General features: G+C 65.7%; 22 protein-coding genes. 3 read left to right on the top strand and 19 right to left on the bottom strand.

The genetic code is table 11. From position 1 onward, the window contains the following. Positions 1 to 13: 13 nt before the first annotated feature. From argA to EHV23_RS02490, 3 genes are all read right to left on the bottom strand, one after another. Positions 14 to 1,420 (bottom strand): amino-acid N-acetyltransferase, encoded by a 1,407-nt coding sequence (gene argA / locus EHV23_RS02480; RefSeq protein WP_125094563.1) that lies wholly within the window; start codon positions 1,418 to 1,420, stop codon positions 14 to 16. 146 nt (positions 1,421 to 1,566) lie between these two features. Next, on the bottom strand, positions 1,567 to 2,025 hold the full coding sequence (locus tag EHV23_RS02485; RefSeq protein WP_238990243.1) for a type II toxin-antitoxin system HicB family antitoxin: 459 nt from the start codon (positions 2,023 to 2,025) through the stop codon (positions 1,567 to 1,569). Next, a complete protein-coding gene (locus tag EHV23_RS02490; protein ID WP_125094564.1) occupies positions 2,022 to 2,207 on the bottom strand; it encodes a type II toxin-antitoxin system HicA family toxin in 186 nt (61 codons plus the stop codon). The genes EHV23_RS02485 and EHV23_RS02490 overlap by 4 nt, the downstream gene beginning before the upstream one ends. A gap of 551 nt (positions 2,208 to 2,758) precedes the next feature. Between EHV23_RS02490 and hrpA the strand changes: the two genes are divergently transcribed. Together hrpA and EHV23_RS02500 are read left to right on the top strand one after the other, a co-directional pair. After that, the gene (gene hrpA / locus EHV23_RS02495; protein ID WP_238990244.1) at positions 2,759 to 7,189 is read left to right on the top strand and encodes an ATP-dependent RNA helicase HrpA; all 4,431 of its coding nucleotides are present in this window, start codon (positions 2,759 to 2,761) and stop codon (positions 7,187 to 7,189) included. Between the two features lie 357 nt (positions 7,190 to 7,546). Next, on the top strand, positions 7,547 to 8,839 hold the full coding sequence (locus EHV23_RS02500) for a GGDEF domain-containing protein (RefSeq protein ID WP_158615799.1): 1,293 nt from the start codon (positions 7,547 to 7,549) through the stop codon (positions 8,837 to 8,839). Positions 8,840 to 8,936: 97 nt separating this feature from the next. On the opposite strand, the gene EHV23_RS02505 is transcribed toward EHV23_RS02500, so the two are convergent. From EHV23_RS02505 to fliF, 15 genes are all read right to left on the bottom strand, one after another. After that, complete coding sequence (locus EHV23_RS02505) at positions 8,937 to 9,296, bottom strand: DUF2442 domain-containing protein (RefSeq protein ID WP_338034480.1); 360 nt, start codon at positions 9,294 to 9,296, stop codon at positions 8,937 to 8,939. Next, positions 9,206 to 9,466, bottom strand: a complete 261-nt coding sequence (locus EHV23_RS02510; protein ID WP_125094567.1) for a DUF4160 domain-containing protein — start codon at positions 9,464 to 9,466, stop codon at positions 9,206 to 9,208. Before EHV23_RS02510 ends, EHV23_RS02505 begins: the two co-directional genes overlap by 91 nt. A 99-nt stretch (positions 9,467 to 9,565) precedes the next feature. Beyond that, entirely contained in the window at positions 9,566 to 10,327 is a 762-nt protein-coding gene (gene fliR, locus EHV23_RS02515; RefSeq protein WP_125094568.1) for a flagellar biosynthetic protein FliR, read from the bottom strand. Between the two features lie 7 nt (positions 10,328 to 10,334). Beyond that, complete coding sequence (fliQ, locus tag EHV23_RS02520) at positions 10,335 to 10,619, bottom strand: flagellar biosynthesis protein FliQ (RefSeq protein WP_125094569.1); 285 nt, start codon at positions 10,617 to 10,619, stop codon at positions 10,335 to 10,337. A 92-nt stretch (positions 10,620 to 10,711) separates the two neighbouring features. Beyond that, positions 10,712 to 11,488, bottom strand: coding sequence for a flagellar type III secretion system pore protein FliP (gene fliP, locus EHV23_RS02525; protein WP_125095472.1), 777 nt, complete (start codon positions 11,486 to 11,488; stop codon positions 10,712 to 10,714). Between the two features lie 312 nt (positions 11,489 to 11,800). Beyond that, positions 11,801 to 12,139, bottom strand: coding sequence for a flagellar biosynthetic protein FliO (gene fliO / locus EHV23_RS02530; protein ID WP_125094570.1), 339 nt, complete (start codon positions 12,137 to 12,139; stop codon positions 11,801 to 11,803). Positions 12,140 to 12,277: 138 nt separating this feature from the next. Then, positions 12,278 to 12,679, bottom strand: coding sequence for a flagellar motor switch protein FliN (gene fliN / locus EHV23_RS02535; RefSeq protein ID WP_125094571.1), 402 nt, complete (start codon positions 12,677 to 12,679; stop codon positions 12,278 to 12,280). Positions 12,680 to 12,682: 3 nt separating this feature from the next. Then, on the bottom strand, positions 12,683 to 13,798 hold the full coding sequence (fliM, locus tag EHV23_RS02540; protein ID WP_125094572.1) for a flagellar motor switch protein FliM: 1,116 nt from the start codon (positions 13,796 to 13,798) through the stop codon (positions 12,683 to 12,685). A gap of 2 nt (positions 13,799 to 13,800) precedes the next feature. Further along, on the bottom strand, positions 13,801 to 14,352 hold the full coding sequence (locus EHV23_RS02545) for a flagellar basal body-associated FliL family protein (protein WP_158615800.1): 552 nt from the start codon (positions 14,350 to 14,352) through the stop codon (positions 13,801 to 13,803). Between the two features lie 275 nt (positions 14,353 to 14,627). Next, on the bottom strand, positions 14,628 to 16,622 hold the full coding sequence (locus EHV23_RS02550; protein ID WP_125094574.1) for a flagellar hook-length control protein FliK: 1,995 nt from the start codon (positions 16,620 to 16,622) through the stop codon (positions 14,628 to 14,630). Then, positions 16,619 to 17,110: a flagellar export protein FliJ gene (fliJ, locus tag EHV23_RS02555; RefSeq protein ID WP_125094575.1), complete on the bottom strand. Its 492-nt coding sequence runs from the start codon at positions 17,108 to 17,110 to the stop codon at positions 16,619 to 16,621. The genes EHV23_RS02550 and fliJ overlap by 4 nt, the downstream gene beginning before the upstream one ends. A gap of 5 nt (positions 17,111 to 17,115) precedes the next feature. Further along, positions 17,116 to 18,534: a FliI/YscN family ATPase gene (locus EHV23_RS02560; RefSeq protein WP_125094576.1), complete on the bottom strand. Its 1,419-nt coding sequence runs from the start codon at positions 18,532 to 18,534 to the stop codon at positions 17,116 to 17,118. Between the two features lie 56 nt (positions 18,535 to 18,590). After that, entirely contained in the window at positions 18,591 to 19,574 is a 984-nt protein-coding gene (locus tag EHV23_RS02565; RefSeq protein WP_125094577.1) for a FliH/SctL family protein, read from the bottom strand. Then, positions 19,561 to 20,568, bottom strand: a complete 1,008-nt coding sequence (fliG, locus tag EHV23_RS02570) for a flagellar motor switch protein FliG (protein WP_125094578.1) — start codon at positions 20,566 to 20,568, stop codon at positions 19,561 to 19,563. The genes EHV23_RS02565 and fliG overlap by 14 nt, the downstream gene beginning before the upstream one ends. After that, positions 20,565 to 22,295 carry a flagellar basal-body MS-ring/collar protein FliF gene (gene fliF / locus EHV23_RS02575; protein WP_238990245.1) on the bottom strand — a complete coding sequence of 577 codons (1,731 nt, stop codon included), beginning with the start codon at positions 22,293 to 22,295 and terminating at the stop codon, positions 20,565 to 20,567. The genes fliG and fliF overlap by 4 nt, the downstream gene beginning before the upstream one ends. A 143-nt stretch (positions 22,296 to 22,438) precedes the next feature. Here fliF and fliE point away from each other — a divergent pair, with 143 nt between their 5' ends. Next, entirely contained in the window at positions 22,439 to 22,789 is a 351-nt protein-coding gene (gene fliE, locus EHV23_RS02580) for a flagellar hook-basal body complex protein FliE (protein ID WP_158615801.1), read from the top strand. A 72-nt stretch (positions 22,790 to 22,861) separates the two neighbouring features. Here fliE and EHV23_RS02585 read toward each other — a convergent pair whose 3' ends face one another. After that, a complete protein-coding gene (locus EHV23_RS02585; RefSeq protein WP_203228855.1) occupies positions 22,862 to 23,632 on the bottom strand; it encodes a flagellar brake protein in 771 nt (256 codons plus the stop codon). Positions 23,633 to 23,671 lie beyond the last annotated feature (39 nt).

A 23,671-nucleotide genomic window follows, 5' to 3' on the forward strand; every position in this document is an offset into this window, starting at 1 on the left:
GGCCTGCCGCCTTTCACAGCCGCTTCAGCAGCACCTGCGACTTGCGCTGCCAGTTGTACAGCTGCCGCCGCGACCCCGGCAGGTCATCCACCGAGCCCATCACGAAACCCCGCTTCAGGAACCAGTGCGCCGTGCGCGTCGTCAGCACGAACAGCCGGGTGATGCCCGCTGCCCGTGCCCGCTGCTCGATCCGCTGCAGCAGCCGTTCCCCGTCCCCCGAACCCTGCACCGACGGGTTCACCGCCAGACAGGCCATCTCCGCCATCCGCTCCTGCGCAAACGCATACATCGCCGCACAGCCAAAGATCACCTGATCGTGCTCGATCACCGTGAAATTGCCGATCTCTGCCTCGATCAGCGCCCGGTCGCGCTTGACCAGTGTCCCGTCCGCCTCCAGCGGCTGGATCAGCGCCAGAATCCCGCTCACATCCTCGATCGTCGCCTCGCGTACCGCCTCCAGCGTCTCCCGCACCACCATCGTCCCCACACCATCGTGCAGGAAGAACTCCAGCAGTACCGAGCCATCCACCGCAAACGGCACCACGTGCGAGCGCGCCACGCCCCCTTCGCACGCCTTCAGCGCTGCCGTCAGATAGATCCGCAGCGGCAGTTCCAGATCCGGCTGCGCCAGCACCGCCCGCGCCTGCGCCTCCGAAATCTCCGTCTGGATCCGCCCGTCCTCGCCCCGCACCCCCGGCACCTCGGCCAGGAACACCAGCTTGTCCGCATTCAGCGCCATGGCCGTGATCGCCGCCACGTCCTCCATGGCCAGATTGAACGCCTCGCCCGTCGCCGAATAGCCGATATTGGACAGCAGCACGATCTGCTGGTTGTCCAGCGCATGCCGGATCGAGGCCGCATCCACCTTGCGCACCAGTCCGCTGTACGCAAAATCCACTCCATCCACGATGCCCACCGGCCGTGCCAGCGTGAAATTGCCCGACACCACCCGGATCCCCGCATTGGCCATTGGCGTATTGGCCAGCCCCTGCGAAAACGCAGCCTCCATGTCGTAGCGGATTTCGCCGGCTGCCTCCTTGGCGCATTCCAGCGCCACCGCATCCGTGATGCGCAGCCCGTCGTGATAGTGCGACGCCTGCCCGCGCAGCCGCAGCTGCGCATTGATCTGTGGCCGGCAGCCGTTGACGATCACCACCCGGATCCCGATGGAGTGCAGCAGGCTCAGATCGTGAATCAGTGCATTCAGCGCGTTTTCCACCAGCAGCATTTCCCCCGGAATGCCCACCACGAAGGTCTGCCCCCGAAACTTGTGGATCGACGGCGCCACCTGCCGCAGCCAGTCCACGAACTGCTGGTGAACCGTCTGCGCTGCCGGTTGCGCCTGCACCGGAGACGAAGCGGCCTGGCCTCCCGCAACGGGTGCGCTCAGCGCGGGCAGGGGGGAAGGGGAATGCGTCATGGCAAAACCTGCGTCATGTCTGGAACGTGTCGGGAGCCTGTTTGCAGCCGCGCAGGGTTGAGCAGATTCATGACACGTCCGGTGGTTCCGGGGATGATCGCTTCCGTGTCAGCGAAACCGAAGGGCCATTGATTCCATGATACGTTCTAGGCAGAAGGGCTGTCGCCCCCGGATGCGCTGGCCGACAGCATTCGCTCCGCTGCCTTGGCCAGAAACCCCGATCGCGTTTCGTGGTGAGCCGAGGCATAGGCGTCCACCCGTGCCAGAAGATACTCGGGCCAGCTTACATTGAAACGGGTCTGCCGGACAGAATATCGACCCACATCGAGGTCGACCAGTCCCCAGATTGCATCGGCATAGCCTTCCTGCAGCTTGAGATCGTCGATACGGCTGGCCTGAATGCCGTTGAATGCCCCGTCTTCGAGCAGCCCCTCGATGTGAAAGCCGATGGCCTCGCGCACGTTCTCCATGGCCTCCTCGACGGTTTCTCCTGCCGAAAAGCAGCCAGGCAGATCCGGCACGCTCACGCCATACACGGACGCCGGATCCTTGTGAATGGCTACCGGAAGATGGATGACACTGCTTCTGGATCGTTTGTCGTTCATTTCAGCCCTGCCTGCCTGAGTATGCTGTTGACCGTTCCCTGTGGAAGATCCTTGTTGGGATGGGGGATCGTCACGCGTCCTGGTTTCTGCGGATGCCGGTACTGCCGATGGCTTCCCCGCGTGGCAACCAGATACCAGCCATCATCCTCGATCATCCTGATCAACTGCCTGCTGTCAACCATGGGGACTCAGTATCTAAAATGTGTATTATTACACACGACAATACGGCCAGCAACGATGCTTTCCAGCAGTGCCCTGAAGTCATTGAGGATTCTGCCCCCCTGCTGCCTTCTCCTGCTCGCCCAGAGAGACAGGGACAAACAGGTCCATACACACTTCCGGCCGCACCGTACCCGGCAAGTTCCCGTCGAAGTCGCGACATGACGAGTCTGGGAAGCGGCACGGGGAGGGGAGGCTCCTGCGGCGATTTCGCGGTAGCCGTGGAACCTTTTTTGCCCCGTGGGCAAAAAAGTTCATAGGCGCCTGTTTTTGCCGGCCACGACGCAGGTCGTGGACGTCAAAAACAGGCTGAGCGCATGAGCCGCAGGAGCCTCCCGCTCCCCGTGCCGCCTCACCCGGAGCCGTCCTCCGCGAAGCCCGGTCCGAAGCCGCCTTTCGCGGCACAAGGCCCTCCCCGAGGCTGTCCCCCGTGATCCAGAACCTCGCCACGGGACGCCTTCCCCACCCCGAAGTTCCGCCGACAGGGATCCCCCGCTTCCCTATAATCGCCCCCGTGAACACGACATCTCCCCAGCCCCCGAAACCGGCTTCCCAGGCGGCCTCCCAGCCCGTGCCGGCCCGCCCCGTTCCCTCCGCCATCCAGACCGTCATCGACGCGCTCCCCGTCACCGAACACCGTGACCGCATCATCGATGCCATCCGCAATCATCGCGTCGTCATCGTCTCCGGCGAAACCGGCTCCGGCAAGACCACCCAGCTGCCCAAGTTCTGCCTCGAAGCCGGTCGTGCGGCCCGCAACGGCAGGACACGCCGCGGCGGCCTCATCGGCCATACCCAGCCACGCCGCATCGCCGCCAGCAGCGTGGCCACCCGCATCGCCGAAGAAATGGGTACCCCGCTGGGCACCGACGTCGGCTACAAGATACGCTTCAACGAAAAGGTCTCCCCCGGCACCCGCATCAAGCTGATGACCGACGGCATCCTGCTGGCCGAAAGCCAGCGCGACCGCCTGCTGTCCGCCTACGACACCCTCATCATCGACGAGGCCCACGAACGCAGCCTCAACATCGATTTTCTGCTGGGCTACCTCAAGCAGCTCATCGACGGCCCCCGGCGGGATGACCTCAAACTCATCATCACCTCCGCCACCATCGATGCCGCCCGCTTCGCCGAACACTTCGGCGAGCCCGGCAAACCGGCCCCCGTCATCGAAGTCTCCGGCCGTCTCTATCCGGTGGAAGTGCGCTACCGCGCACCCGAAGAAACGGCCGGCGAGGATGAGGACGACGAAACCGATCTTCCGTCGGCCATCGAAGCGGCCGTCCACGAACTCTGGAACGAGAAGCCCGGCGACGTGCTGGTCTTCCTGCCCGGCGAACGTGAAATCCGCGAAACCGCCGAACACCTGCAGCGTGCCGTCGCCCGTGGCGGATCATCGGGCGGCCGTGCTGCGAAGGGGCAGGGCGGTCGCAGCCGGGCCGACCTGCTGCTGGCCAGTGCCGAAATCGTTCCGCTCTATGCCCGCCTGCCGGCCGCCGATCAGCAGCGCGTCTTCAATCCGGGCAACGCACCACGCATCGTGCTGGCCACCAACGTGGCCGAAACCTCGCTGACCGTGCCGCGCATCCGTTACGTCATCGATTCGGGGCTGGCGCGCATGCTGCGCTACCGCATTCGCGGCAAGGTCGACCAGCTGCTCATCGAACCCGTTTCCCGCGCCGCTGCCAACCAGCGGGCCGGCCGCTGCGGCCGGGTGGCCGAGGGCGTCTGCATCCGCCTCTTCAGCGAATCCGATTTCCAGAACCGCCCGGCCTTCACCGACCCGGAAATCCTGCGTTCGTCGCTCGCTTCCGTCATCCTGCGCATGAATGCGCTGGGCCTGTCGGAAGTCTCGGCCTTTCCGTTTCTCGACAAACCCTCACCCAAGGCCATTGCCGACGGCTATGCTCTGCTCAACGAGCTGGGCGCCATGGACGACCGCCAGCGCCTCACCCCCATCGGCAAACAGCTGGCGCGCCTGCCGGTCGATCCGCGCCTGGCCCGCATGCTGCTGGCCGGTCACCGTACCGGCTGCCTGAACGAAACACTGATCATCACCGCGGCCCTGTCGGTGCAGGATCCGCGTGAACGCCCACCCACCGCCCAGCAGGCCGCGGATCAGGCACATGCCCGCTTCAACGTGCCCCAGTCCGATTTTCTGTCGTGGCTGAAACTCTGGCGTTACTGGCAGGAACAGCAGGCCACCCGCAGGCAGCGGGGCGAATCGCACCGCGCACTGGCCAACCGCATGGGCCGGGAATTCCTGTCCATTCGCAAACTGCGCGAATGGGCCGATGTGATCAGCCAACTCACCGAACTGGTCCGTGGTCTGAACTGGCACATCAACGAAGACGAAGCGGCGCCGGATGTCATTCACCGCGCGCTGCTCACCGGCCTGCTCGGCAACGTCGCCCACCGCCTGCCCGAAGGTCCGGGCTGGCAGGGTACGCACCAGCAGAAATTCGTGTTGCATCCGTCGTCCATTCTCAACCGCCGGGGGGCCGTGGCCAAACCCGAGCGTGGCAAACCCGGTACCCAGACCCCGCCGCAGAACCAGAAGGGTGCCCGCTGGCTGATGGCGGCCGAAATGGTCGATACGGGTCGCCTGATGGCCCGCACCAATGCCGCTATCAAGCCGGAGTGGATCGAATCGGCCGCGCAGGACCTCATCCAGCGCTCCTGGAGCAATCCTCACTGGGAAAAGAACAGTGGCCGCGCCATGGCACACGAACGCGGTGTTCTCTACGGGCTGGTGCTCTACACTGCCCGCCGCGTGCCCTACGAAAAAATCGATCCGGCCGAATCCCGCCGCCTGATGATCCGCGATGGTCTGGTGGCCGGCGAATGGCCGTTCGATACCGATTTCATCCGTCACAACCGCAAGGTCATTGCCGAGGTCGAACGGCTGGAACACAAGATCCGCCGCCCCGACCTGCTGGTCGATGAAGCATCGCTGGCCGCCTGGTTCGATGCGCAGATCCCGGAGCACATCACCAACGCCCGCGACCTGCAGCAATGGTACCGGGAGGCAACGCAGGGCAAGGGACCTGTACGGGCAAAGGGAGGCTTTGATGCAGGGAGCGCTGGAAAGGCTCAAGATGCATTGCAAGACAGCGCCGGGTCCTCGGGGCGTGAAGTCATTGCAGGCACAGCGGGATTGCTTATGCTTTCCCGTGAAGCCCTGCTGAAGAAGGACACCGACGGCATCGACGAGGCGCGTTTTCCGCGTCTGCTGCGCATGCGTGGCGTGGATTTCACGCTCGGCTACCACTTCGAGCCCGGTGCCGCCGACGATGGTGTGACGCTGACCGTGCCGCTGCACGCACTCAACCAGGTCGATCCCGACCGCTGCGAATGGCTGGTGCCCGGCATGCTGGTGCAGAAGGTGTCGCTGCTGTTCAAGTCGCTGCCGCAGCGCTGGCGCCGCCACCTGCTGCCGCTCGATGCCACTGCTGCGGAATTCGTCAATGGCCTGTCTGGAACGAACGGCCCGGCCGGTGCCGGTGCAGAAACCGGTGCAGGCAGCAAGCCGCTCATCGACGCGTTGCTCGATTTTCTGCGTGCGAAGGGCGGCTGGCGGCTGGCCGCCACCGATTTTCGGCCAGAAAACATTCCCGCCCATCTGCAGATGAATTTCCGGCTGGTCAACGAACACGGCCGCATTCTGGCCGTCTCGCGCCATCTGTCCGAACTGCAGGCCGCCTACGGTTCCCGCGCGCAGTCTGCCTTCCAGAACGAGTTTGCCCGCATTGCGGCGCAGATGCGCACCCGCAAGGAGGGGGAAGGGCAGGACAATGTGCCTGCCGCTAGGCGTGCTTCCGGTACATCCGGCGCATCAGGTGCATCAGGTGCACCGAGCGCCGCCAGGCGGGGCCGTGCTTCCGCCAGCGCCGGCATCACCGGTTCATCGGGACCGGGTGCCTCTCCGGATCACCACGACAGGGCACAGTCCGGCCGGGACGCGCAGGCCGGCGGCAGGCATGACAGCCGTGAGGCAAGCCCCGCGAAGCATGCGGTTCCAGCCGCCCGAGGTGCATCGGCCCCGCCATCCAGCCCCACGGACACCGTCATGCGCGCCGGCCAGCGGCACACCCGCTGGGATTTCGGCACGCTGCCCGAACTGCTGGAACTGCAGACGGCCGCCGGCGAGCGCCTGGTCGGTTTTCCTGCCCTGGTGGACAAGGGGGATGCCGTCGAGATCAGCGTCTACGACGATTCTGCCGTGGCGGCACGCCACCATCGGCAGGGAGTGGTGCGACTGTTCGCCCTGGCCATGGGCGAAGCCGTCAAATCACTGGCCCGCGACGTGAAAAAGAACGCCAGCCTCGAACTGGGCTTCAACGCACTGCCCGGTCACTCGGCCAGATCGGCCCCGCTGGCCGAACAGCTGGCCAGTGCTGCCATCATCCGCAGCTTCCTGCAGCAGGGCCTGCCGCAGAGCGAGGCCCAGTTCCACCAGGCCCTCGGCGAGGGCAAACCCCGCATGCTGCTCACCGCCCAGGAACTGGCGCGCCTGCTGCAGACCATCGTCACCGAACATGGTCAGATCCGCCGCAAGCTCACCGGCTCCCGCGCCGACCGTACCGCGCTCGACGACATCGAGACGCAGCTGGCGGCCCTGTTCCCGCCGGGCTTTCTGCATCAGGTGGACTACGATCACCTGCAGCATTACCCCCGCTACCTGAAGGCCGTCAACATGCGTCTGGACAAGCTGCGCGAAGACCCCGCCCGCGACCGTACCCAGATGTCCTCCATGGCCCCGCTGCTGCAGCGCTGGCGCCAGTGGCAGCGCGACATCGGCATGCAGCCCGACCGCGAGGCCGAGAGTTTTCGCTGGCTGCTCGAGGAGCTGCGCGTCTCGCTCTTCGCCCAGAGCCTGCGCACCCCCATGCCCGTTTCGGTCAAGCGCCTGACGAAGGTGCTCGACCAGCGTGATGGTCGTTGAGTACAGTGCACACCAGCAGAATTTTTGTAACGTTGTAGGGGATGCACGCCATCTGTTGCAGCGTCCCCAACATGGACGACAGCAGGCTGGCCGTCTGTCCCCGAAAAACGGCCGTTCATCGCCGTTGCCGGACGGCAGTCCGTTTCACCGGCCTGACCGGCAGGGCAGGGGGTGGTCAGTACGGATGCAAACGGCTTAAATGCCCGTGTACGGGATTGTCCGTGCACGGGGTCCAGCGTATCGGGAGCCTTTTCGGGAACGTCCGGGCCGGGTCTTCATCCGGATCCCCACCCGAAAATGGAGCCGCCACCATTCATGGACGATGCAAGCAGCCAGGGAAGTGAAGGGAGTCTGAACTTGGAGACTGAAAGTGAACGCCGGAGAAACGTCAGTCTTGCCAAGGCGACCCTGCTGCACCTGACGCAGGCCAGACTGGCGCCCACGCCGGAAAACTACGCGGCCGCATGGGCCGAGGCCGAAAAGCAGTTCGATCCCCCCACCGTGCCGATGATTCGCCCGGGGAGGCGTTTTCCGGACGGCATCGTCGAATCCTACGAAGACACCGAACTGGCCAGCGTACGCCGCCTGGCCGAGCGTCGCCAGCGCCTGATCGTCTCGCTCACCGCACTGCTCGAAACCCTCTGTGATGTCGCCCCGGTGCTGGCCGGCGAAGAGGCCTGGATCACCGAACAGTTCTCGGCCATCCGCCGGGCCGTCGGCATGCAATCCGAAGCGGTGGACCGGGGCGAACTGGAACAGGTTCGCCAGACCGTCCGCAACAACCTGAAGGAACATGGCAACCTGCTGTCCCTGCGCCGCAGCGCACTGGCCGAACTGAAACAGCTGCTGATGCAGTGGGTGGGCAACCTGTCCGAGCTGATGGACACCAGCGTGTCCTATGCCGATTCGCTCGATGGCTTCGTCGAGCGCATCGAGGGCGTGTCCGACATCGACAGCCTGGCCCAGGTGCTGGGTGACATCGTGGGCCGTACTGCCGACATGCGCGAGCATATCGAGCACACCCGCGAGCAGCTGGAGCAGACGGCACGCCGGGCCGACGAACTGGAACGCAACGTCACCGACCTCACGCACGAGCTGAGCGAGGTGGATACCGACACGCTCGTGGACGGCTCAACCTCGCTGCTCAACCGCCGGGGTCTGGACAGGGCATACCGCGAGCTGCAGGCCGAGTGCATCCGGCAGGGCAGGCCGCTGGCCGTGGCTCTGCTGGATGTCGATCACTTCAAGTCGATCAACGATGCCCAGGGGGCGCTGGCCGGCGACGATGCCCTGCATTATTTTGCGGCAGCCATCCGTGGCCAGCTGCGCCCCAGCGACCGTTGCAGCCGCTACGGTGGGGATGAATTCGTCCTGCTGCTGCCCGGCGTCGATGCCGGTACGGCGCTGGACATCCTGCGTCGCCTGCAGCGTGTGGTGGTCGAACGCACGCTCGTCTACAACAGCGGCGAGATGAACCTCAGCTTCTCGGCGGGCGTGACCGTGGCCGAACCGGGTGCTTCGCTGGAGGCCACCCTGCATCGCGCCGATGATGCCCTCTACGAATCCAAGCTGGCTGGCCGCAACCGCGTCTGCGCCTGGAACGGCCAGCGCCACCAGCTGGCAGACCCCGTTCACGAAAAGATCGTCTGATGACCGTTGCCTGCGCCTGTAGCGGGGGGCCGTGATGCAGGCAGGGGTCAGAACCCCCGCATCGGAAAGATCGTCTGACGGTCTTTACGCCAGCAGGTCAGTCAGCCTTTGCCATCTGCCTGTACAGCGCATCCGGTGCCAGATCGATCTCCCCGGGCCAGGTCACGGCACCGTAAACCACGCGTGCCCGCGAAAAGAGCGCAGGGTCGCGCAGCGATGCAAACACCCCTGCATCTTCTGAATGGATCAGTGCGGACAGATCGGTCACCCCCCGGGTTCCGTCCACGAATACCACGTCCAGCCTGTACCCGGGAAGCACCCGGACCGCATGCACACGCCATGGCATCCGGGGTACGACGGGAGGTGTCACGTCAGCGGCACGATCTTCTTGAGCGGTTGATTGCGCGTGCATAGATCCCAGTCCTCCATCAGTTCCGCGCGATGCTCCTGTGCCCATTCGAGGACCAGTGCCAGGGCGCGGCGGGGCAGCTGTCCTTCCAGGACTTCCAGTGTACGGATATCGATCAGTGCTTCGAACTCGCCATAGAGGGCATGGAAGTGAGGTGGGGCGTGATCATTCCAGAACATCTGGATGAGAATGCCATAAAACATGCTGATGGTGGGCATGGTGGATACTCGGTATCGGCAGGGGTGCCATGATAGCGGTGTTGTTTGCCAGCCACAAATCATCAAGGATGTACCGGAAGCCGGTGCACAGAAATGGGGTCAGAATCCCAGCACCGAAAAGATCGCCTGATGCACCTGCGCCAGCGGCGCATACAGCATCGGCAGCCCCATCGTCAGCAGCAGCAGCCCCGATCCGATCGTGATGGGAAAGCCGATGGCAAACACGTTGAGCTGCGGGGCCACGCGCGAAATGAGCCCCAGGCTCAGGTTCACGAACAGCAGCAGCGTCATGTAGGGCAGGGCCATCAGCAGCCCCAGCTCGAAGACCTGGCTGATCACCGCGCCGATATCCAGCCTGGCCATGAACTGCTGTACGCCAGCGCTGACCGGCAGCCGTTCGATACTGGTCATCGTGGCCGCCACCAGCAGCAGTGGCCCGTTGATTACCGCAAACGTGGTCATCGACAGTGCATTGAACAGCCGGCCCACCGCATTGGCGTTGCTGCTGGTGCTCGGGTCGAAAAAGGCCGCAAACGAAAAGCCCATCTGCAGGCCGATGATTTCTCCCGCCATTTCCACGGAGGCCAGCAGCATCCGGCAGACCAGCCCGATCGACAGGCCGATCATCACCTCGGCAGCCAGCAGCGCCGGAAAATCCGGGTCCGTGAACGACGGTGCCGGCTGCTGCGCCAGCGGAGTGGCCAGCAACGCCAGGCAGCCGGCCGCCAGCACCCGGTAGCGTACGGGAATGCTGCGCGAAGACAGCAGCGGCGCCGAGGTGAACAGCCCCAGCAGGCGGAACAGCGGCATCAGCAGTGCCGACAGCCATCCCAGAATCTGTGCTTCGCTGAAAGTGATCATGCTGCGATCAGAATCCCGGCTGCCCGTTGATCACTGCCGGAATCGACAGAATCATCCGCGAGATGAAATCCGTCAGGTTCGACATCATCCACGGCCCGGCAATCACCAGCACCGCAGCCGACAGCAGCAGCTTCGGCACGAAAGACAGCGTCGCCTCGTTGATCTGCGTGAGCGCCTGCAGCACGCTGATCAGCAGGCCCGCCACCAGAATCACCAGCAGCACGGGTGAGGCCGTGGTCATCAGCGTTTCCAGCGCCTGCCGGCCAATGGTCAATACGGTTTCCGGAGTCATGGTTCAGTCATCGATGTTCAACAATCCCGGCGTGCGTGGCCCTTGCGGATGGCGGCCGGTCCTGCCAGCACACGTCCGGAGCCAGCGCGGGGCTAGCCCGCAAAACTCGCCACCAGCGACCCCATCAGCAGGTTCCAGCCATCGGCCAGCACGAACAGCACCAGCTTGAAGGGCAGGGCCACCAGCACGGGTGACACCATCATCATCCCCAGCGACATCAGTACGCTGGCGCAGATCAGATCGATCAGGATGAACGGAATGAAGATCATGAAGCCGATCTGGAACGCCGTCTTCAGCTCGCTGATTACGAAAGCCGGTACGATCACCCGAAAGGGCATGTCCTGCGCCGAAGGGGCCTGACCCTCCCTGGCGGCCGCCGGCGATGCCTCGTGCTTCTGGGCATGTTCGCCGGTGGGCGCCACCCGGGCCATGCGGGCAAACAGTTCCAGGTCACTGGCCCGGGTCTGTTTCAGCATGAAGGCCCGCAGCGGCTCGCTGCCTTTCTGCAGCGCGGCCTCGAAGCCGATGCGCTGTTCGGCAAAAGGCTGATAGGCTTCCGTATGGATGCGCTCCAGCGTCGGTGACATGACGAACGCCGTCAGAAACAGTGCCATGCCCACCAGCACCTGGTTGGGGGGTGAGGCCTGCAGGCCCATGGCCTGCCGCAGCAGCGACAGCACGATGATGATCCGCGTGAAGCTCGTCATCAGCAGCAGCACGGCCGGAATGAACGACAGCGCCGAGAAGAACAGCAGCGTCTGCACCGGCACCGACCAGGTCGTGCCGCCATCGGCCCCCGGCGTGCTGGACAGGCTCAGCGTGGTCTGCGCCAGTGCATCCAGTGGCAGCAGTGACAGCGGCAAGGCCATCAGCGGCAGCAGGGCAGCCAGAGAATGCAGCCTTCCACGGGAAAGCGCGTCACGTGTGAGGCCGCGTGTGTCGCGATGCACGGCGGCGTATGTTTTCCCGGAGACGACGGGATGCATGGTGTCCATTCTGTTCATGAGATTTCTGTCGCGCCTGGCAGCAGGTCTGTCGTGCGTGACAGGTCTGCCTCGTCTGTCATGCCTGCTGCGTCCGGGATGTCCGGTAGCCAGGCGCGGGGACGAATGAGTTCATGACACGCGCCAGGCTGGTATCGTGCCGCGCGCCGATATGGCCTTCCATATGGCCTGGCCGTGTCACGATACCTTTCCTTTTTGCAGCCCCGCCAGCAGCGCACCGAACCCTGACGTGGAAGCGCCGGCGGCAGCCGGAAAAGCCGGCACCTCCGGCAGGCCATCCAGTTCCGTCAGCAGCTGGATCTGCTGGCTGGTGATGCCCACCACCAGCACGCGTTCGCCTACCTTCACCACGGCGATCTGCTCGCGTGGCCCCACGGTGAGGCTGGCCGGCATCGACAGCAGGCCGTTCGTGCGGTTGCCGGGCCATTGCGACAGGCGTTTGACCAGCCACAGCACCAGCGGAATCGACAGCACCACCAGCAGCAGCACGCCGAACGACAGCAGGGCAGAACTCATCGGGTCATCCTTCGCACAGGCAGGCCGCGCCAGCCGGCAGCGCCGGAAACGGCACCGATCCCGGCATCACCGGTTCCGGTGTTCCAGTCCGCTCCGGTAACCCGCGCGGACGGGACGGCAGTCATCGGCACGTTTTGCTCAGCCACGGTTGAGCCGGCGCATGCGTTCGGCCGGCGTCACGATGTCGGTCAGCCGGATGCCGAAGCGGTCGTTCACCACCACCACCTCGCCCTGCGCAATCAGGTAGCCGTTGATCAGCACATCCATCGGGGCACCGGCCTGGGCCTCCAGCTCCACCACCGAGCCGGGAGAGAGCTGCAGCACGTTACTGATGGTGGTACGGGCACGGCCGATTTCCACCGACAGCTGCACCGGAATGTCCAGAATCCGTTCGAGATCGGGCGAGCCGGCAGCCGCTGCCTGCAACGAGGCCATCACGCCGGGAATGCCGCTGGCCACGGCCGGATCGACCGGCCCGTTGCCCGTTTCGTTCCCGGCAGCCTGTTCGGTTTCCGGGGTCAGGGTATTCTGTTCAGACATGGATCAATCCTGAGGAAGGTCGGTATAGGCGTTCACGGTGTCGATGCGCACCGCATAACGGCCGTTGTGTTCGCCATAGCGGCCACTGAAAATGGGTACCTGCCCGATCTTCAGCGTGGCCTGCGGGCCGGGTTCGATCTCGATCACATCACCGGTCTGCAGTCGCATCAGTTCGCCCAGCGTCAGCGTGGCCGTGGTCAGCTCGGCCACCAGCTGCACACCGGCCGGGCGGATTTCCTGCGACATATGGCCCTGCCAGCTGCGCTTCTCTCCCGCACCCTGGGTGTTCAGCGACGAGGCCAGCGTGTTGCGCACCGGTTCCAGCACGCTGTACGGAATGCACACCTGCATCGTGCCGGACTTGCCGCCAAAATCCAGCGTGAACGTGGTACTCACCACCATCTCGGCCGGAATGGCAATGTTGGCAAACTGTGGCTGGGTTTCTGCCCGGGCAAATTCCATTTCGAACGGCATCAGCGGCGCCCAGGCGCGTCCGTATTCGGTACGGGCCAGGTCGATCAGTTTCCTGATCAGCCGCTGCTCGGTCTGCGAGAACTCGCGGCCTTCGCTTTTCTTCACCGGCCGGCCGCTGCCGCCGAACATCAGGTCCACGATGGTGCTGACCAGCTGCCCCTGGAACACCAGCAGGGCAGAACCGGCCAGCGGTTTCGTCTGCATGATGTTGATGCTGCTGGGGTTCTCCACCGTGGCCAGAAAATCGCTGTAGCGGCCCACCACCGGCTCGCTGGCCGTGATCTCGGGGTTGCGCTGCATGAAGGCAAACATCGCCAGCCCCATGCTGCGCGCAAAGCGTTCGTGAATCAGCTCCAGTGCCGGCAGCCGTCCGCGGATGATCCGCTCCTGGCGGGCGAGGTCATAGGGCTGGGGTACGCCACGGTCGACGGGCCGGCCCATGGCGCCAGCAGGGCTGCCTGCACCCTCGGTCGCGGCTTCGGTGGCCTCACCGGAGGCGGCACCATCCGCGGTTTCTGCGGCAGCCTCGCTGTCGCCGGACGCATCGGCCCCGTCGGCAGCCGTGGCTGCTGCGTCCGCAGCATCACCCTGCGGCGTGTCCAGCAGCGCATCGATTTCGTCTTGCGACAGGTACTGCTCGCTCATGGTTACTGCACCAGCAACTGGTTGAAGAGCACGGCCACCACCGGGCCCGGCACCACGATCAGGGGGGAGCCAGCCGGGGCCGCCGCTTTTTTGTCATCACCGTGGCCGCCCGTCGCCTTGTCCCACGCAATGGCCTCGGCCGTGCGCGCCTTGATCGACTCGGCCAGCGCTTCCTTGCCCTTCTCGGTCAGCAGCTGGTCGGCCTTCTGGGCCGAGGCCAGCTTCAGCACGCTGTTGCGCACCACCGGCATCACCTTCTTCAGCTCGCTCTCGGCATGCTGGTTCTGCATCTGCAGCACCACTTCCAGCTGGGCCATGCGGTCGCCCCCTTCATCGGCCAGATTCACCGTGAACGGGTCGAGCTTGACGAACACCGGTTCTGCCGAGGCCTTGTACAGGGCCAGCTTTTCGGCATCGGGGTCCTTCGGCGGCTTCAGGAAGAACCAGCCCGCACCGCCGCCGCCTGCCAGTACCACGGCCAGAATGCCGATCAGCAGACCCTTGCCACCTTTCTTTTTGCCGTCGTCGGCCTTGTCTTCCGTCTTGCCTGACATGAAATGAATCCCTGGTTGAAATGGCATGCCGCCTGCGTGTCTTCACGCGTCTGCCATGCCGTGGAGACCGGTGTGCATGGACGCGTGCACCGGTGTTTCCGCCCTGGCAGACTGGCATTGCCACGATGTCGTGGCCGTCATTGTCGTTGCCGGCCGGGGTGGACGAAAGACCGAGAAAGGCACGAAATCCCGGCCAAATCATCCTGCCCGACCAGCGGCAGTCCAAAGAAAAGGGCGCCCGCAGACGCCCCGTGCAGCGAGTGTGCCGGAACCGGTCACGCAAACAGGTCCAGCCGGCTGTCGGTTGCGGTATTGCCCCCACGGCGGCTGCCGCTGGTGCTGCCCGAAACCGCCGCCGGGCCGCTGCCGGTCGTGGCCATGTCACGGCCGGTGCTGTGTGCATCCGGTGCGCCCCGGCCGTTTCCGCCCTGGCCATTGCCCTGACCAAAGGCGGCCCCGAACTGTTGCGCGCCGGCTGCACCGTCCTGGCCGGGCTGGCGCTGCTGCGACATCAGCCCCTGGTCCATGCGGTAATCGGCCAGCCGCAGGCCATGATCGGCCAGCATCTGGCGCAGCGTGTGCACCGATGACTCGATGGCCGCACGGGTGGCGGCATGCGCCGCGGAAATGTCCAGCGCCGCTTCCTCGGCATTCAGCGCGATCCGGATACGGATGGGCCCCAGCTCGGCCGGCGTCAGCCGGATCTCGGCCCGGTCCTGTCCCTGCACCACCACGCCGGCCACCTGACGGGCAAACTGTTCCTTGAACTCCTCGCTGTGAACCGGACTGTCGATCCGGCTCGACAGCAGCGGGCTGCCATCGACGCGGGAAGGGGAGTGGGCTGGCGCCGCCGGTGTGGCCAGTCCCAGGCTGAATGGCGTGCCTTCTGCGCGCGCAGGTCCGGCGGCCAGCGGGGTGTCCGGGGTGCTCCCGGCCAGCTCGGTTGTCTCGGCACCGGCCGCAGCACGGTCTTCCTGTCCGGACGATGCCCCGGTATCTGTGCTGCTGGTGGCTGCCGCGGACCGTGTCGTGGCCGGCATCCCCGTGCCTGCACCGGCCATGTCCACCTTGCCCCGGCCAGCCTGTGTGCCTGTGCCGGCAGATGCGGTCGCGGCTGCCCCGCGGCGGCTCGAAGGAGGGACTCCTGCCGCCGTACCGGCCAGCTCACCTGCCATCGTGTCTGCGACATCCGCATCGGCCGGCACGGCCGTGGTGGTGGCGGTATCGTCCTGTGCCAGGCCCTGTCCGGTGGCGCGTGCTTCGGCGTCTGCGCCGTTCATACGAGCCATGTCCTGCGCCAGCTGCTGCAGCGTGGCTTCATCGACGGAGGCATCGGCCGTGGCATCGCTACCGTTGCCTGAGTCCATGGCGGTGGATGCCGGGGTGACGGTCACGCCCGCCGGTAGTGCCTGCCCGGCTGCGCCAGCGCCTGCCGGAGTGGACGCAGATGCACTGCCTGCGCCCATGTCGCCGGCCGGCTGTCCGGCACGTGCTGCAGTGGAACCCTGTGCTGCCGCGCGTTCCGCTGCCTGCGGCATGTCTGCCGCTTGCGCCGCAGCGCCGTCGGCCGCCTCTCCGCCCGCGGCTTTGCCAGCCGTGGCAGTGGCCGTCCCGGAAGCCATCCGGGTGCTGTCGGTGCCCGCCGTGCTGCCGGCGCTGCCTGCCTTCCCGGTCTGGGCTGCTTCGTCCGGACGGCCCATGTTTTCAGCCTGCTGCACGGTGCCCTGACGGGTTTCCTGCGCTTCGTCTGATCCGGAAGTCGCCGTGCGGGCACTGCCGCTGCGGGCTGATGGGGTGTTCTGCGCCGGTGCGGATGCGGCGGCCGGCTGCTGGCCCGATGCCCCGGTCTGGCGCGACACGTCGGTCTGCCGGGATGGCTGCGCATCCGCTGAACGGGTGCGGACCGGCTCGCTGCGCGCCGGTGCCTGCGCGCGGGTGTCGCCGCTGCGCGCGGTACGGTGCGGCTCCGGCTGACGTGGTGGTGTCAGGGCCGGGGCAGCCTGCATGTCCTCGGCGCGGGGGCGGCTGCGGTCCCGCTCACGTTCCAGACGGCCCTGTTCGGCCCGGCGTTCGGCCAGCTTCTGCGTCATGTCCCGGAACAGGTCGGCCTTTGGCTGGATGTCGGCAAACAGCGTCTGGAACGACAGGTTGGCGGACTGTCCCTTTGCCATTCCCCGTGCGGCGGCCACACTGCTGGCGCGCAGCTGCTCCAGCACCGGCTTTCCGGTGGCAGCCGGGGGCCGGTTCGTCATCGAAGTTTCGGTTTTCATGCGACGTAGCTTTCCTCGTCCAGCATCAGGGCACGGGCCATTTCGCCGTCCATGCCGGACTGGTTCAGATAACGGATGGCCGCCTGCTCGTCGGTTTCCTGACGTTCGCGGCGGGCTTCGGCAGCGGCCTGCTGCAGGGCGCGCTGCTTCATGATCGATTCCACGGCCTTCAGGCGTTTCTGCGCATCCAGCAGGATCATGCGCTTCTGTTCGATGCGTTTTTCCGCCTGCCCGACGAAGCGCAGCTGCTGTTTCACGGCGCCTTCGATGCGGGCGGCCAGATGCGTATCGAGCTGCAGTGATGTGGCCGTGCGGGCAGCCGTGCCCGGCTCGCGGCGGCGTTCCTGCAGGGTGCTGCGATAGCCTTCGAGGGTGGCCAGCGTATTGCGCAGCGAGGTCAGCTCCTTCTGCGCGTGGGCCAGCGCAGCGGCTGCCTCGTCACGCAGACGCTGATAGTTCTCGATGGCCAGTTCCAGGGCGGGTTTCATGTCGTTCAGTCTTCAGTCGATGTGTTCGGGGAGGAGGCCAGCAGCGTGCGCATCGCATCCACCGATGCCTGCAGGCTGGCCGGATCGTGCACCTCCTGGCACAGGAACGCCTCGATGTCCGGCATCAGGGCGATGGCCCGGTCGATCTTTGCGTCGCTGCCTTCCGTGTAGGCGCCGATGGTGATCAGTTCGCGGCTGCGCCGGTACGCTGACCACAGGGATTTCAGTTGCCGTGCCAGCTGCTGCTGTTCGGCGGAGGTCACCGCCGACATCACCCGGGAAATCGATTTTTCGATATCGATGGCCGGATAATGTCCTGCGTCGGCCAGCTCGCGCGTCAGCACGATGTGGCCATCGAGAAAGGAGCGGCTGGAATCGGCCACCGGATCGTTCTGGTCATCGCCTTCGGCCAGGACGGTATAGAAGGCGGTGATCGAACCCTGACCCCGTGCACCCATGCCGGTGCGCTCCAGCAGGGCCGGCAGTTTTGCAAACACCGAGGGTGGATAGCCCTTGGTGGCCGGCGATTCGCCGATGGACAGGGCAATTTCCCGCGCCGCCATCGCGTACCGGGTCAGCGAGTCCATCAGCAGCAATACGTTCAGGTTCTGGTCGCGGAAATACTCGGCAATGGCCGTGGCGTAATGCGCCCCCTGCATTCGTGTGATCGGCGGCATGTCTGAGGGCGCCGCCACGATCACCGAGCGGCTGCGGTCCGACTCGCCCAGAATGTCTTCCAGAAATTCCTTGATCTCGCGGCCACGTTCGCCGATCAGCCCCACCACGATCACGTCGGCATCGGTGTAGCGGGCCATCATGCCCAGCAGCACGCTCTTGCCCAGACCGGCACCGGCAAACAGACCGATGCGCTGGCCGCGGCCAATGGTGAGCAGCCCGTTGATGGCGCGCACGCCCGTATCCAGCGCCTCACGGATCGGCTCGCGGTCCATCGCATTGATGGCGCGCCCGTGAATGGGCCGGCTTTCCACATCGGTCAGGGCGCCGAAGCGGTCCATCGGCCTGCCGTCGGCATCCACCACCCGGCCCAGCAGCCCGCGGCCGATCGGCAGATGCCGCATCCGGTCGGACTGGCGCCGCCACGGATGGCTGCGCCGGGCCAGCGTCGGTGTCTTCACCGCCGGCTCCAGCGGGCACACCCGGGTTTCCGGCGACAGGCCGCCGGTTTCGCCTGATGGCATCAGATAGGTATGACCATGCCCAAACCCCACCACCTCGGCCTCCACCGCGTGGCCATCGGGCTGCTTCAGCAGACACAGGGCGCCCACGGGCAGGGCGATGCCGGCTGCTTCCACCAGCATGCCCGATACCTTCACCAGACGGCCCTCGGCGGCCACCGGATCGATGTGGGTGGCCAGTTGCTGGCAGTTGCCCAGAAAGGCAGAAAGCTGGTCGTCCAGGCGCATGGTCAAAAAAGGCTCGGTCGGTATCGGTCAGGGGACTCAGCCTGGGGCTGAAGGAATCAGCCGGTGGCTGATGGTTCGGTTGGTCTATCCCGTGCAGGGGAGGTGGGGGCCTGCGCCCCGATCCTGCGTTTCCTGGAAGCAGTCCGTGGCGTGTCCGTGCTGCCGCCGGTTCCCGGTATGGTTTCCGCGTCGGCCGCAACAGGTGCGTGAGCGGCCCTGTCCAGCGCGTCCGTGCTGCCGCCGGTTTCCGGTATGGCTTCCTGGCCGGCTGCAGCAGGTTCGCGACTGGCCATGTCCGGCGCGGCTGCTGTCGGCACATCACCCGCACGTCCCTGCGTTTCGCGCCCGGGCCGTGCGTCGCGGCTGTGTCCCAGCGCGGCAAAGGCGCGGGCCACCCGGGTTTCCAGCTGGCCGTCCACCCGGGTACTGCCTGCAGCCAGTGTGCAGCCGCCACGGCTCACCCGCCCAGCGGCAAGCACCCTGACGGTGATTTCCGGATGATTGGCGGCAAACCATTGTTGTGCCACGTCCACATCGGCCGGATTGACCGTCACCTCCACGTGCCGGGCCCGCTCGCTGATGTGCTTCACCGACTCCGCCAGCACGGGGGCCAGCGCCTCTCTCGACAGACGGATCTGCTCGCAGGCGATGCGCTCGGCCAGGGTGAGCGCCAGTGTCAGCACCTCGTCGGCCAGCCCTTCGTGCAGGGCCTTCAGGCCCGCATCGAAATCGGCCAGCAGGGCACCGGCCCGCGCGCGTACCGTCATGCCGTGCTGTCTTTCTTCCTCACGGTGTCTTGCGTCGGCCTCGGCCACGCCTGCCTCGTGGCCTGCCTGCCACGATGCTTCCAGCTGACGCGCCAGTTCCTGTTCTGCACGGGCGGCCGCTTCGGCCTCCAGCTCCGCCTTCGTTTTCTGCGGTGCCTGCGGGCCGTCGAACGACATCACGGCCAGTGGCTGCCAGGCATCCTGCCGGCTGATGCGGGCAGGGCGGGGCGCCGTGGCGGCAGACGCCAGCGACAGGGCATCAGACCAGGGCATCGGCGCCTCCCGTGCTCACCACGATGGTGCCTTCGTCGGCCAGGCGCTTCACCGTCTTCAGGATTTCCTTCTGCTGCGCCTCCACTTCCGACAGGCGCACCGGTCCCTTCGACTCCAGGTCTTCCTTCAGCGCCTCGGCTGCACGCGAACTCATGTTTTTGAAGATCTTGTCGCGCAGCGCCGGTTCGGCCCCTTTCAGTGCAATGATCAGCTGGTCGTTCTGCACCTCGCGCAGCACCGTCTGCACGGCGCGGTCATCCAGGCTCAGCAGGTCGTCGAAGGTGAACATCAGGTCCTCGATTTCCTGGGCCAGATCGGCGTTTTCGGCACGCAGCGTTTCCAGCAGCGTCGCCTCCTCGCCACCACCCAGGAAGTTCAGAATCTCGGCGGCTGCCTTGCTGCCGCCCAGCCGCGGGCGCTTGATGCGGTCGCTGCCGCCCGTCAGCACGCGGGAGAGGGCTTCGTTCAGTTCCTTCAGTGCGCTGGGCTGGATGCTGTCCAGTGTGGCAATGCGCAGCATCACGTCCGCCCGCAGGTCGGCCGGGAGCTGCTGCAGAATGGCGGACGCATGGTCGCGCTCCAGATGCACCAGGATGGATGCAATGATCTGCGGATGCTCGTGGCGGATCAGTTCCGCCACCGAGGCCGCATCCATCCAGCGCAGGCTCTCGATGCCCGACACGTCACTGCCCTGCACGATGCGGTCGATCAGCATGCCGGCCTTGTCGTCGCCCAGCGCCCGGCGCAGCACGCCGCGCACATAGGCGTTGGGGTCATGCACCAGCGTGCTCTGCTTCGAAGCCTGCGCATGGAATTTCTCCAGCACCTGCTCGATGTGATCCTTCGTCGTGTACTGGGTGCGGGCCATCACCTCGCCCAGTCCCTGCACTTCCTTCGGCGTCAGGTGCCGGAAAACTTCGGCTGCGGTTTCCTCGCCCAGGGCGAGGAGCAGCACGGCGGCATCACGGGTGCCGGCTTCATCAAAACCACTCATGCTGGATTGTCCGGATTGGTGCCATTGACCCAGTTGCGAACCACGGTGGCAACGGCCATCGGGTCGGTACGGGCCAGTTGCAGGGCGTTGTGCTGTGCAATCGTCATGCCGAGCCCCTGTTCGGGGTTGCCCGACAGGAGTGCCGTATTGCCGGCGATGGCGGGCTTCTCTTCGGGAGCCGGCAGGTTCAGTGCCTCGTCCACGGTTTCATCGACCTTGCTGCCTGCCGGTGCGGCCGGTGCTTCCGGCTTCTTCATCGCCTGCAGGGCAGGGCGGATGAATTTCATCAGGATGATCAGCGCCAGCAGCACGAAGCCGAACTGCTTGCCGAGATCCTTCGCCAGCGACAGCGTGTCCGGATCCTTCCACAGCGGCACGTCGGGTTCGGCCACATCCGGCCGCTTCGTGAAGGCCGCATTGACCACCTGCACCGAATCGCCGCGTTCGGCATTGAAGCCCACCGCCTGCTTCACCAGGGCCTCGATGCTCTGCAGCTCCATGGCCGACAGCGGCGTGGACACCGGCATGCCGTCGTCACCGACACTCTGCTTCTGGTTGACCAGCACGGCCACCGACAGCCGACGGATGGTGCCCGTCTGGTTGCGGGTGACCTTCACCGTCCGGTCCACCTCATAATTGGTCACCGATTCCTGCCGGCTGGACGTGGCACCGGGGCCAGCGTTTGCCGACGCGGCCCCAGCGGCCCGCGTGGCCTGTGCCGTGCCATTGATCGGCGCCGACACCGTGGCCGGCGGCTGGTTCGACAGGGCGCCCGGAATGCCGCCGGCCGCATCCGTTGCGCCGGAGCCATCGCGGCTGGCCATCGTCTGCTGGCTGCGCATCGCGGCGCTGCCCGGATTCTGGTTGGGCGCGTAGGTCTCGGCCGTGGCCTCGCTCTGCGTGAAATCGATGTCCGCCGCCACCTTGGCGCGGATATTGCCATCGCCCACGATCGGTTCCAGCAGCTCATCGATGCGCTGCGACAGTGAGCTTTCGATGCGGTTGCGGTAATTGATCTGGGCCGTGTTCATCTCGCTGCCGTCGCCCTCGAGGTCCGACAGCAGCTTGCCGTACTGATCCACCACCGACACCTGCTTCGGGCTCATGTCCGGTACCGACGAGGCCACCAGATGCAGAATCCCCTGCACCTGGCCGCGGTCCAGCGAGCGGCCGGGGTAGAGCGTGAGCATCACCGAAGCCGAAGGCTTTTGCTGCTCGCGCAGAAAACCGTTCTGCACCGGCATGGCCAGATGCACGCGCGCATGCTTCACCGCCGCCAGCGCCTGAATCGAACGTGCCAGTTCGCCTTCCAGACCGCGCTGGAAGTTCAGCCGCTCCTGAAACTGTGTGGTCCCGAAGCGCTGCTTCTCCAGCAGCTCATAGCCCGTCGTGTCGCTGCCCGGCAGCCCCTGGGCCGCCAGACGCAGGCGCGCATCGTTGACCATGCTGGCCGGCACCATGATGGCACCACCGCCCTCGGTGTACCGGTAGGGCACATTCATCTGCACCAGCTGGGCGATGACGGCACCGCCTTCGCGATCGGGCAGATTGTTGTAGAGCACCTTCCAGTCCGGCTGCTGCGACCAGAGCCACGCCGAGACGGCAACGGCCCCCAGGGCAATGACACCCACGCCGGCCTTGATCTTGGTCGCGGTCGGCATCTGGGCAAACGGACTGGTGGAAGCGGGCAGGGTATTCGTAGCCATGACAGGTGTGGAAGTACTCATGGCGCACAGTATCGGTGAAGGCCGCCCGGGGAAATTCGCCAAATACCGGGCTGGATACCTGCTATTTCAGGGACGGTTTGCGCTACCCGTCACTACGATGTCGGCAACCGGCAAATGGTTTGCCGTCAGGAAGGAGAATGGACATGAACGTGGAATTTCCCGGTTCTGCACTGAAAGCCGCCGCCGATGCTGCTGCCGCTGCCGCCCGTCCGGGTGGCGTGGGGAGCATCGGTGCCGCCTTCATGCCGGCCGGCACCGAGAAAACCGCCAGCGCCTCGTTCGGCAGCCTGCTGATGGATGCGCTGCGCAGCGTCAACGATGCCCAGACTGTTGCAGACAGGCAGCAGCGGGCCTTCGAAGTGGGTGAGGCCGGCGCAACACTGGAGAGCACCATGCTGGCCATGCAGAAAGCCCAGATCGGCTTCCAGTCGGCCGTCACCGTCCGCAACCGCCTGGTGCAGGCGTATTCGGACATCATGGGGATGCAGGTGTAAACGAAAGGCCCCGGCAGGGACGCATCCCGGCCGGGGCCTGAAATAGGATCGGCAGATCTTGTCTGGCCTGTGTCAGTCGTTGCGCACCGCCCGAACCCGGCGCTCCACATCCATCACGTACACCTGCACCCGGCGGGCAATGGCCTCGGGCAGCGCCTCGAAGCGGCAGCTCACCAGCTGCTCCCCGTTGCCGTCGGGGGCGCCGATGCGGATGATCTTCAGGTCGCAGGGCAGGGCGGGGGCGCGCACCCGCTCGATGCGCGAATGCGGCAGGGTCTGACCCACCTGCAGGGCGCCCTGGCTGGCCTGCCAGTAAAAGCACAGCCCGCCGGCTGACAGGTCGTGCAGGCGGCCGCGGGCCTCCTTCTGCTGGGGCATGCGCACCACCACCGTTGCGCCATCACCCTCCGGCGGCGTCACGCGGAAGGCGTCGCGGCGCTGGATGCGCCAGCCATGGTCCGGAATGGCGGCAATCAGCTGGCTGTTGTGGCCATCATCGCGCAGGCTCAGGGCGCTTACGGTCAGCTGGATCTTCACCGCGCCCGTCATGCCCACCAGCGTCAGCGGACCGGCCTCCATCAGTGCCTCGATATCCGCCTCGCTGCCGGCCATCGTCAGACGAAAATCCTGCGCTTCTAGCCCTTCGATACGCGTGACCAGATGCAGCGCATCATCATCGGCACTGTAAAGCACCACGTGCTCACGGGCATTCTGCAGTTCGCGCAGCATCGCGCGTACCGCCATCGTTCCGGTCACGCGGAACTGGTCCAGCCCGTCCGCCAGGGACATGGGCAGAAAACCCGGCACGCGGCCGTGGTGGGTACCAGTGGAAGGAGAGGGCATGTTCATGATCGGTTCTGGCGCTGGTGCGAAACAGGGTGC

This window comes from Lautropia dentalis, assembly GCF_003892345.1.
Taxonomy (GTDB): domain Bacteria; phylum Pseudomonadota; class Gammaproteobacteria; order Burkholderiales; family Burkholderiaceae_E; genus Lautropia; species Lautropia dentalis.

What these genes read in the sequence shown, in the direction of transcription:
- argA (WP_125094563.1), bottom strand. Translation starts at nt 1,420, where the DNA reads ATGACGCATTCCCCTTCCCCCCTGCCCGCGCTGAGCGCACCCGTTGCG.
- EHV23_RS02485 (WP_238990243.1), bottom strand. Translation starts at nt 2,025, where the DNA reads ATGAACGACAAACGATCCAGAAGCAGTGTCATCCATCTTCCGGTAGCC.
- EHV23_RS02490 (WP_125094564.1), bottom strand. Translation starts at nt 2,207, where the DNA reads ATGGTTGACAGCAGGCAGTTGATCAGGATGATCGAGGATGATGGCTGG.
- EHV23_RS02505 (WP_338034480.1), bottom strand. Translation starts at nt 9,296, where the DNA reads ATGGGCACAGGAGCATCGCGCGGAACTGATGGAGGACTGGGATCTATG.
- EHV23_RS02510 (WP_125094567.1), bottom strand. Translation starts at nt 9,466, where the DNA reads ATGCCCACCATCAGCATGTTTTATGGCATTCTCATCCAGATGTTCTGG.
- fliR (WP_125094568.1), bottom strand. Translation starts at nt 10,327, where the DNA reads ATGATCACTTTCAGCGAAGCACAGATTCTGGGATGGCTGTCGGCACTG.
- fliQ (WP_125094569.1), bottom strand. Translation starts at nt 10,619, where the DNA reads ATGACTCCGGAAACCGTATTGACCATTGGCCGGCAGGCGCTGGAAACG.
- fliP (WP_125095472.1), bottom strand. Translation starts at nt 11,488, where the DNA reads ATGGCCTTGCCGCTGTCACTGCTGCCACTGGATGCACTGGCGCAGACC.
- fliO (WP_125094570.1), bottom strand. Translation starts at nt 12,139, where the DNA reads ATGAGTTCTGCCCTGCTGTCGTTCGGCGTGCTGCTGCTGGTGGTGCTG.
- fliN (WP_125094571.1), bottom strand. Translation starts at nt 12,679, where the DNA reads ATGTCTGAACAGAATACCCTGACCCCGGAAACCGAACAGGCTGCCGGG.
- fliM (WP_125094572.1), bottom strand. Translation starts at nt 13,798, where the DNA reads ATGAGCGAGCAGTACCTGTCGCAAGACGAAATCGATGCGCTGCTGGAC.
- EHV23_RS02545 (WP_158615800.1), bottom strand. Translation starts at nt 14,352, where the DNA reads ATGTCAGGCAAGACGGAAGACAAGGCCGACGACGGCAAAAAGAAAGGT.
- EHV23_RS02550 (WP_125094574.1), bottom strand. Translation starts at nt 16,622, where the DNA reads ATGAAAACCGAAACTTCGATGACGAACCGGCCCCCGGCTGCCACCGGA.
- fliJ (WP_125094575.1), bottom strand. Translation starts at nt 17,110, where the DNA reads ATGAAACCCGCCCTGGAACTGGCCATCGAGAACTATCAGCGTCTGCGT.
- EHV23_RS02560 (WP_125094576.1), bottom strand. Translation starts at nt 18,534, where the DNA reads ATGCGCCTGGACGACCAGCTTTCTGCCTTTCTGGGCAACTGCCAGCAA.
- EHV23_RS02565 (WP_125094577.1), bottom strand. Translation starts at nt 19,574, where the DNA reads ATGCCCTGGTCTGATGCCCTGTCGCTGGCGTCTGCCGCCACGGCGCCC.
- fliG (WP_125094578.1), bottom strand. Translation starts at nt 20,568, where the DNA reads ATGAGTGGTTTTGATGAAGCCGGCACCCGTGATGCCGCCGTGCTGCTC.
- fliF (WP_238990245.1), bottom strand. Translation starts at nt 22,295, where the DNA reads ATGAGTACTTCCACACCTGTCATGGCTACGAATACCCTGCCCGCTTCC.
- fliE (WP_158615801.1), top strand. Translation starts at nt 22,439, where the DNA reads ATGAACGTGGAATTTCCCGGTTCTGCACTGAAAGCCGCCGCCGATGCT.
- EHV23_RS02585 (WP_203228855.1), bottom strand. Translation starts at nt 23,632, where the DNA reads ATGCCCTCTCCTTCCACTGGTACCCACCACGGCCGCGTGCCGGGTTTT.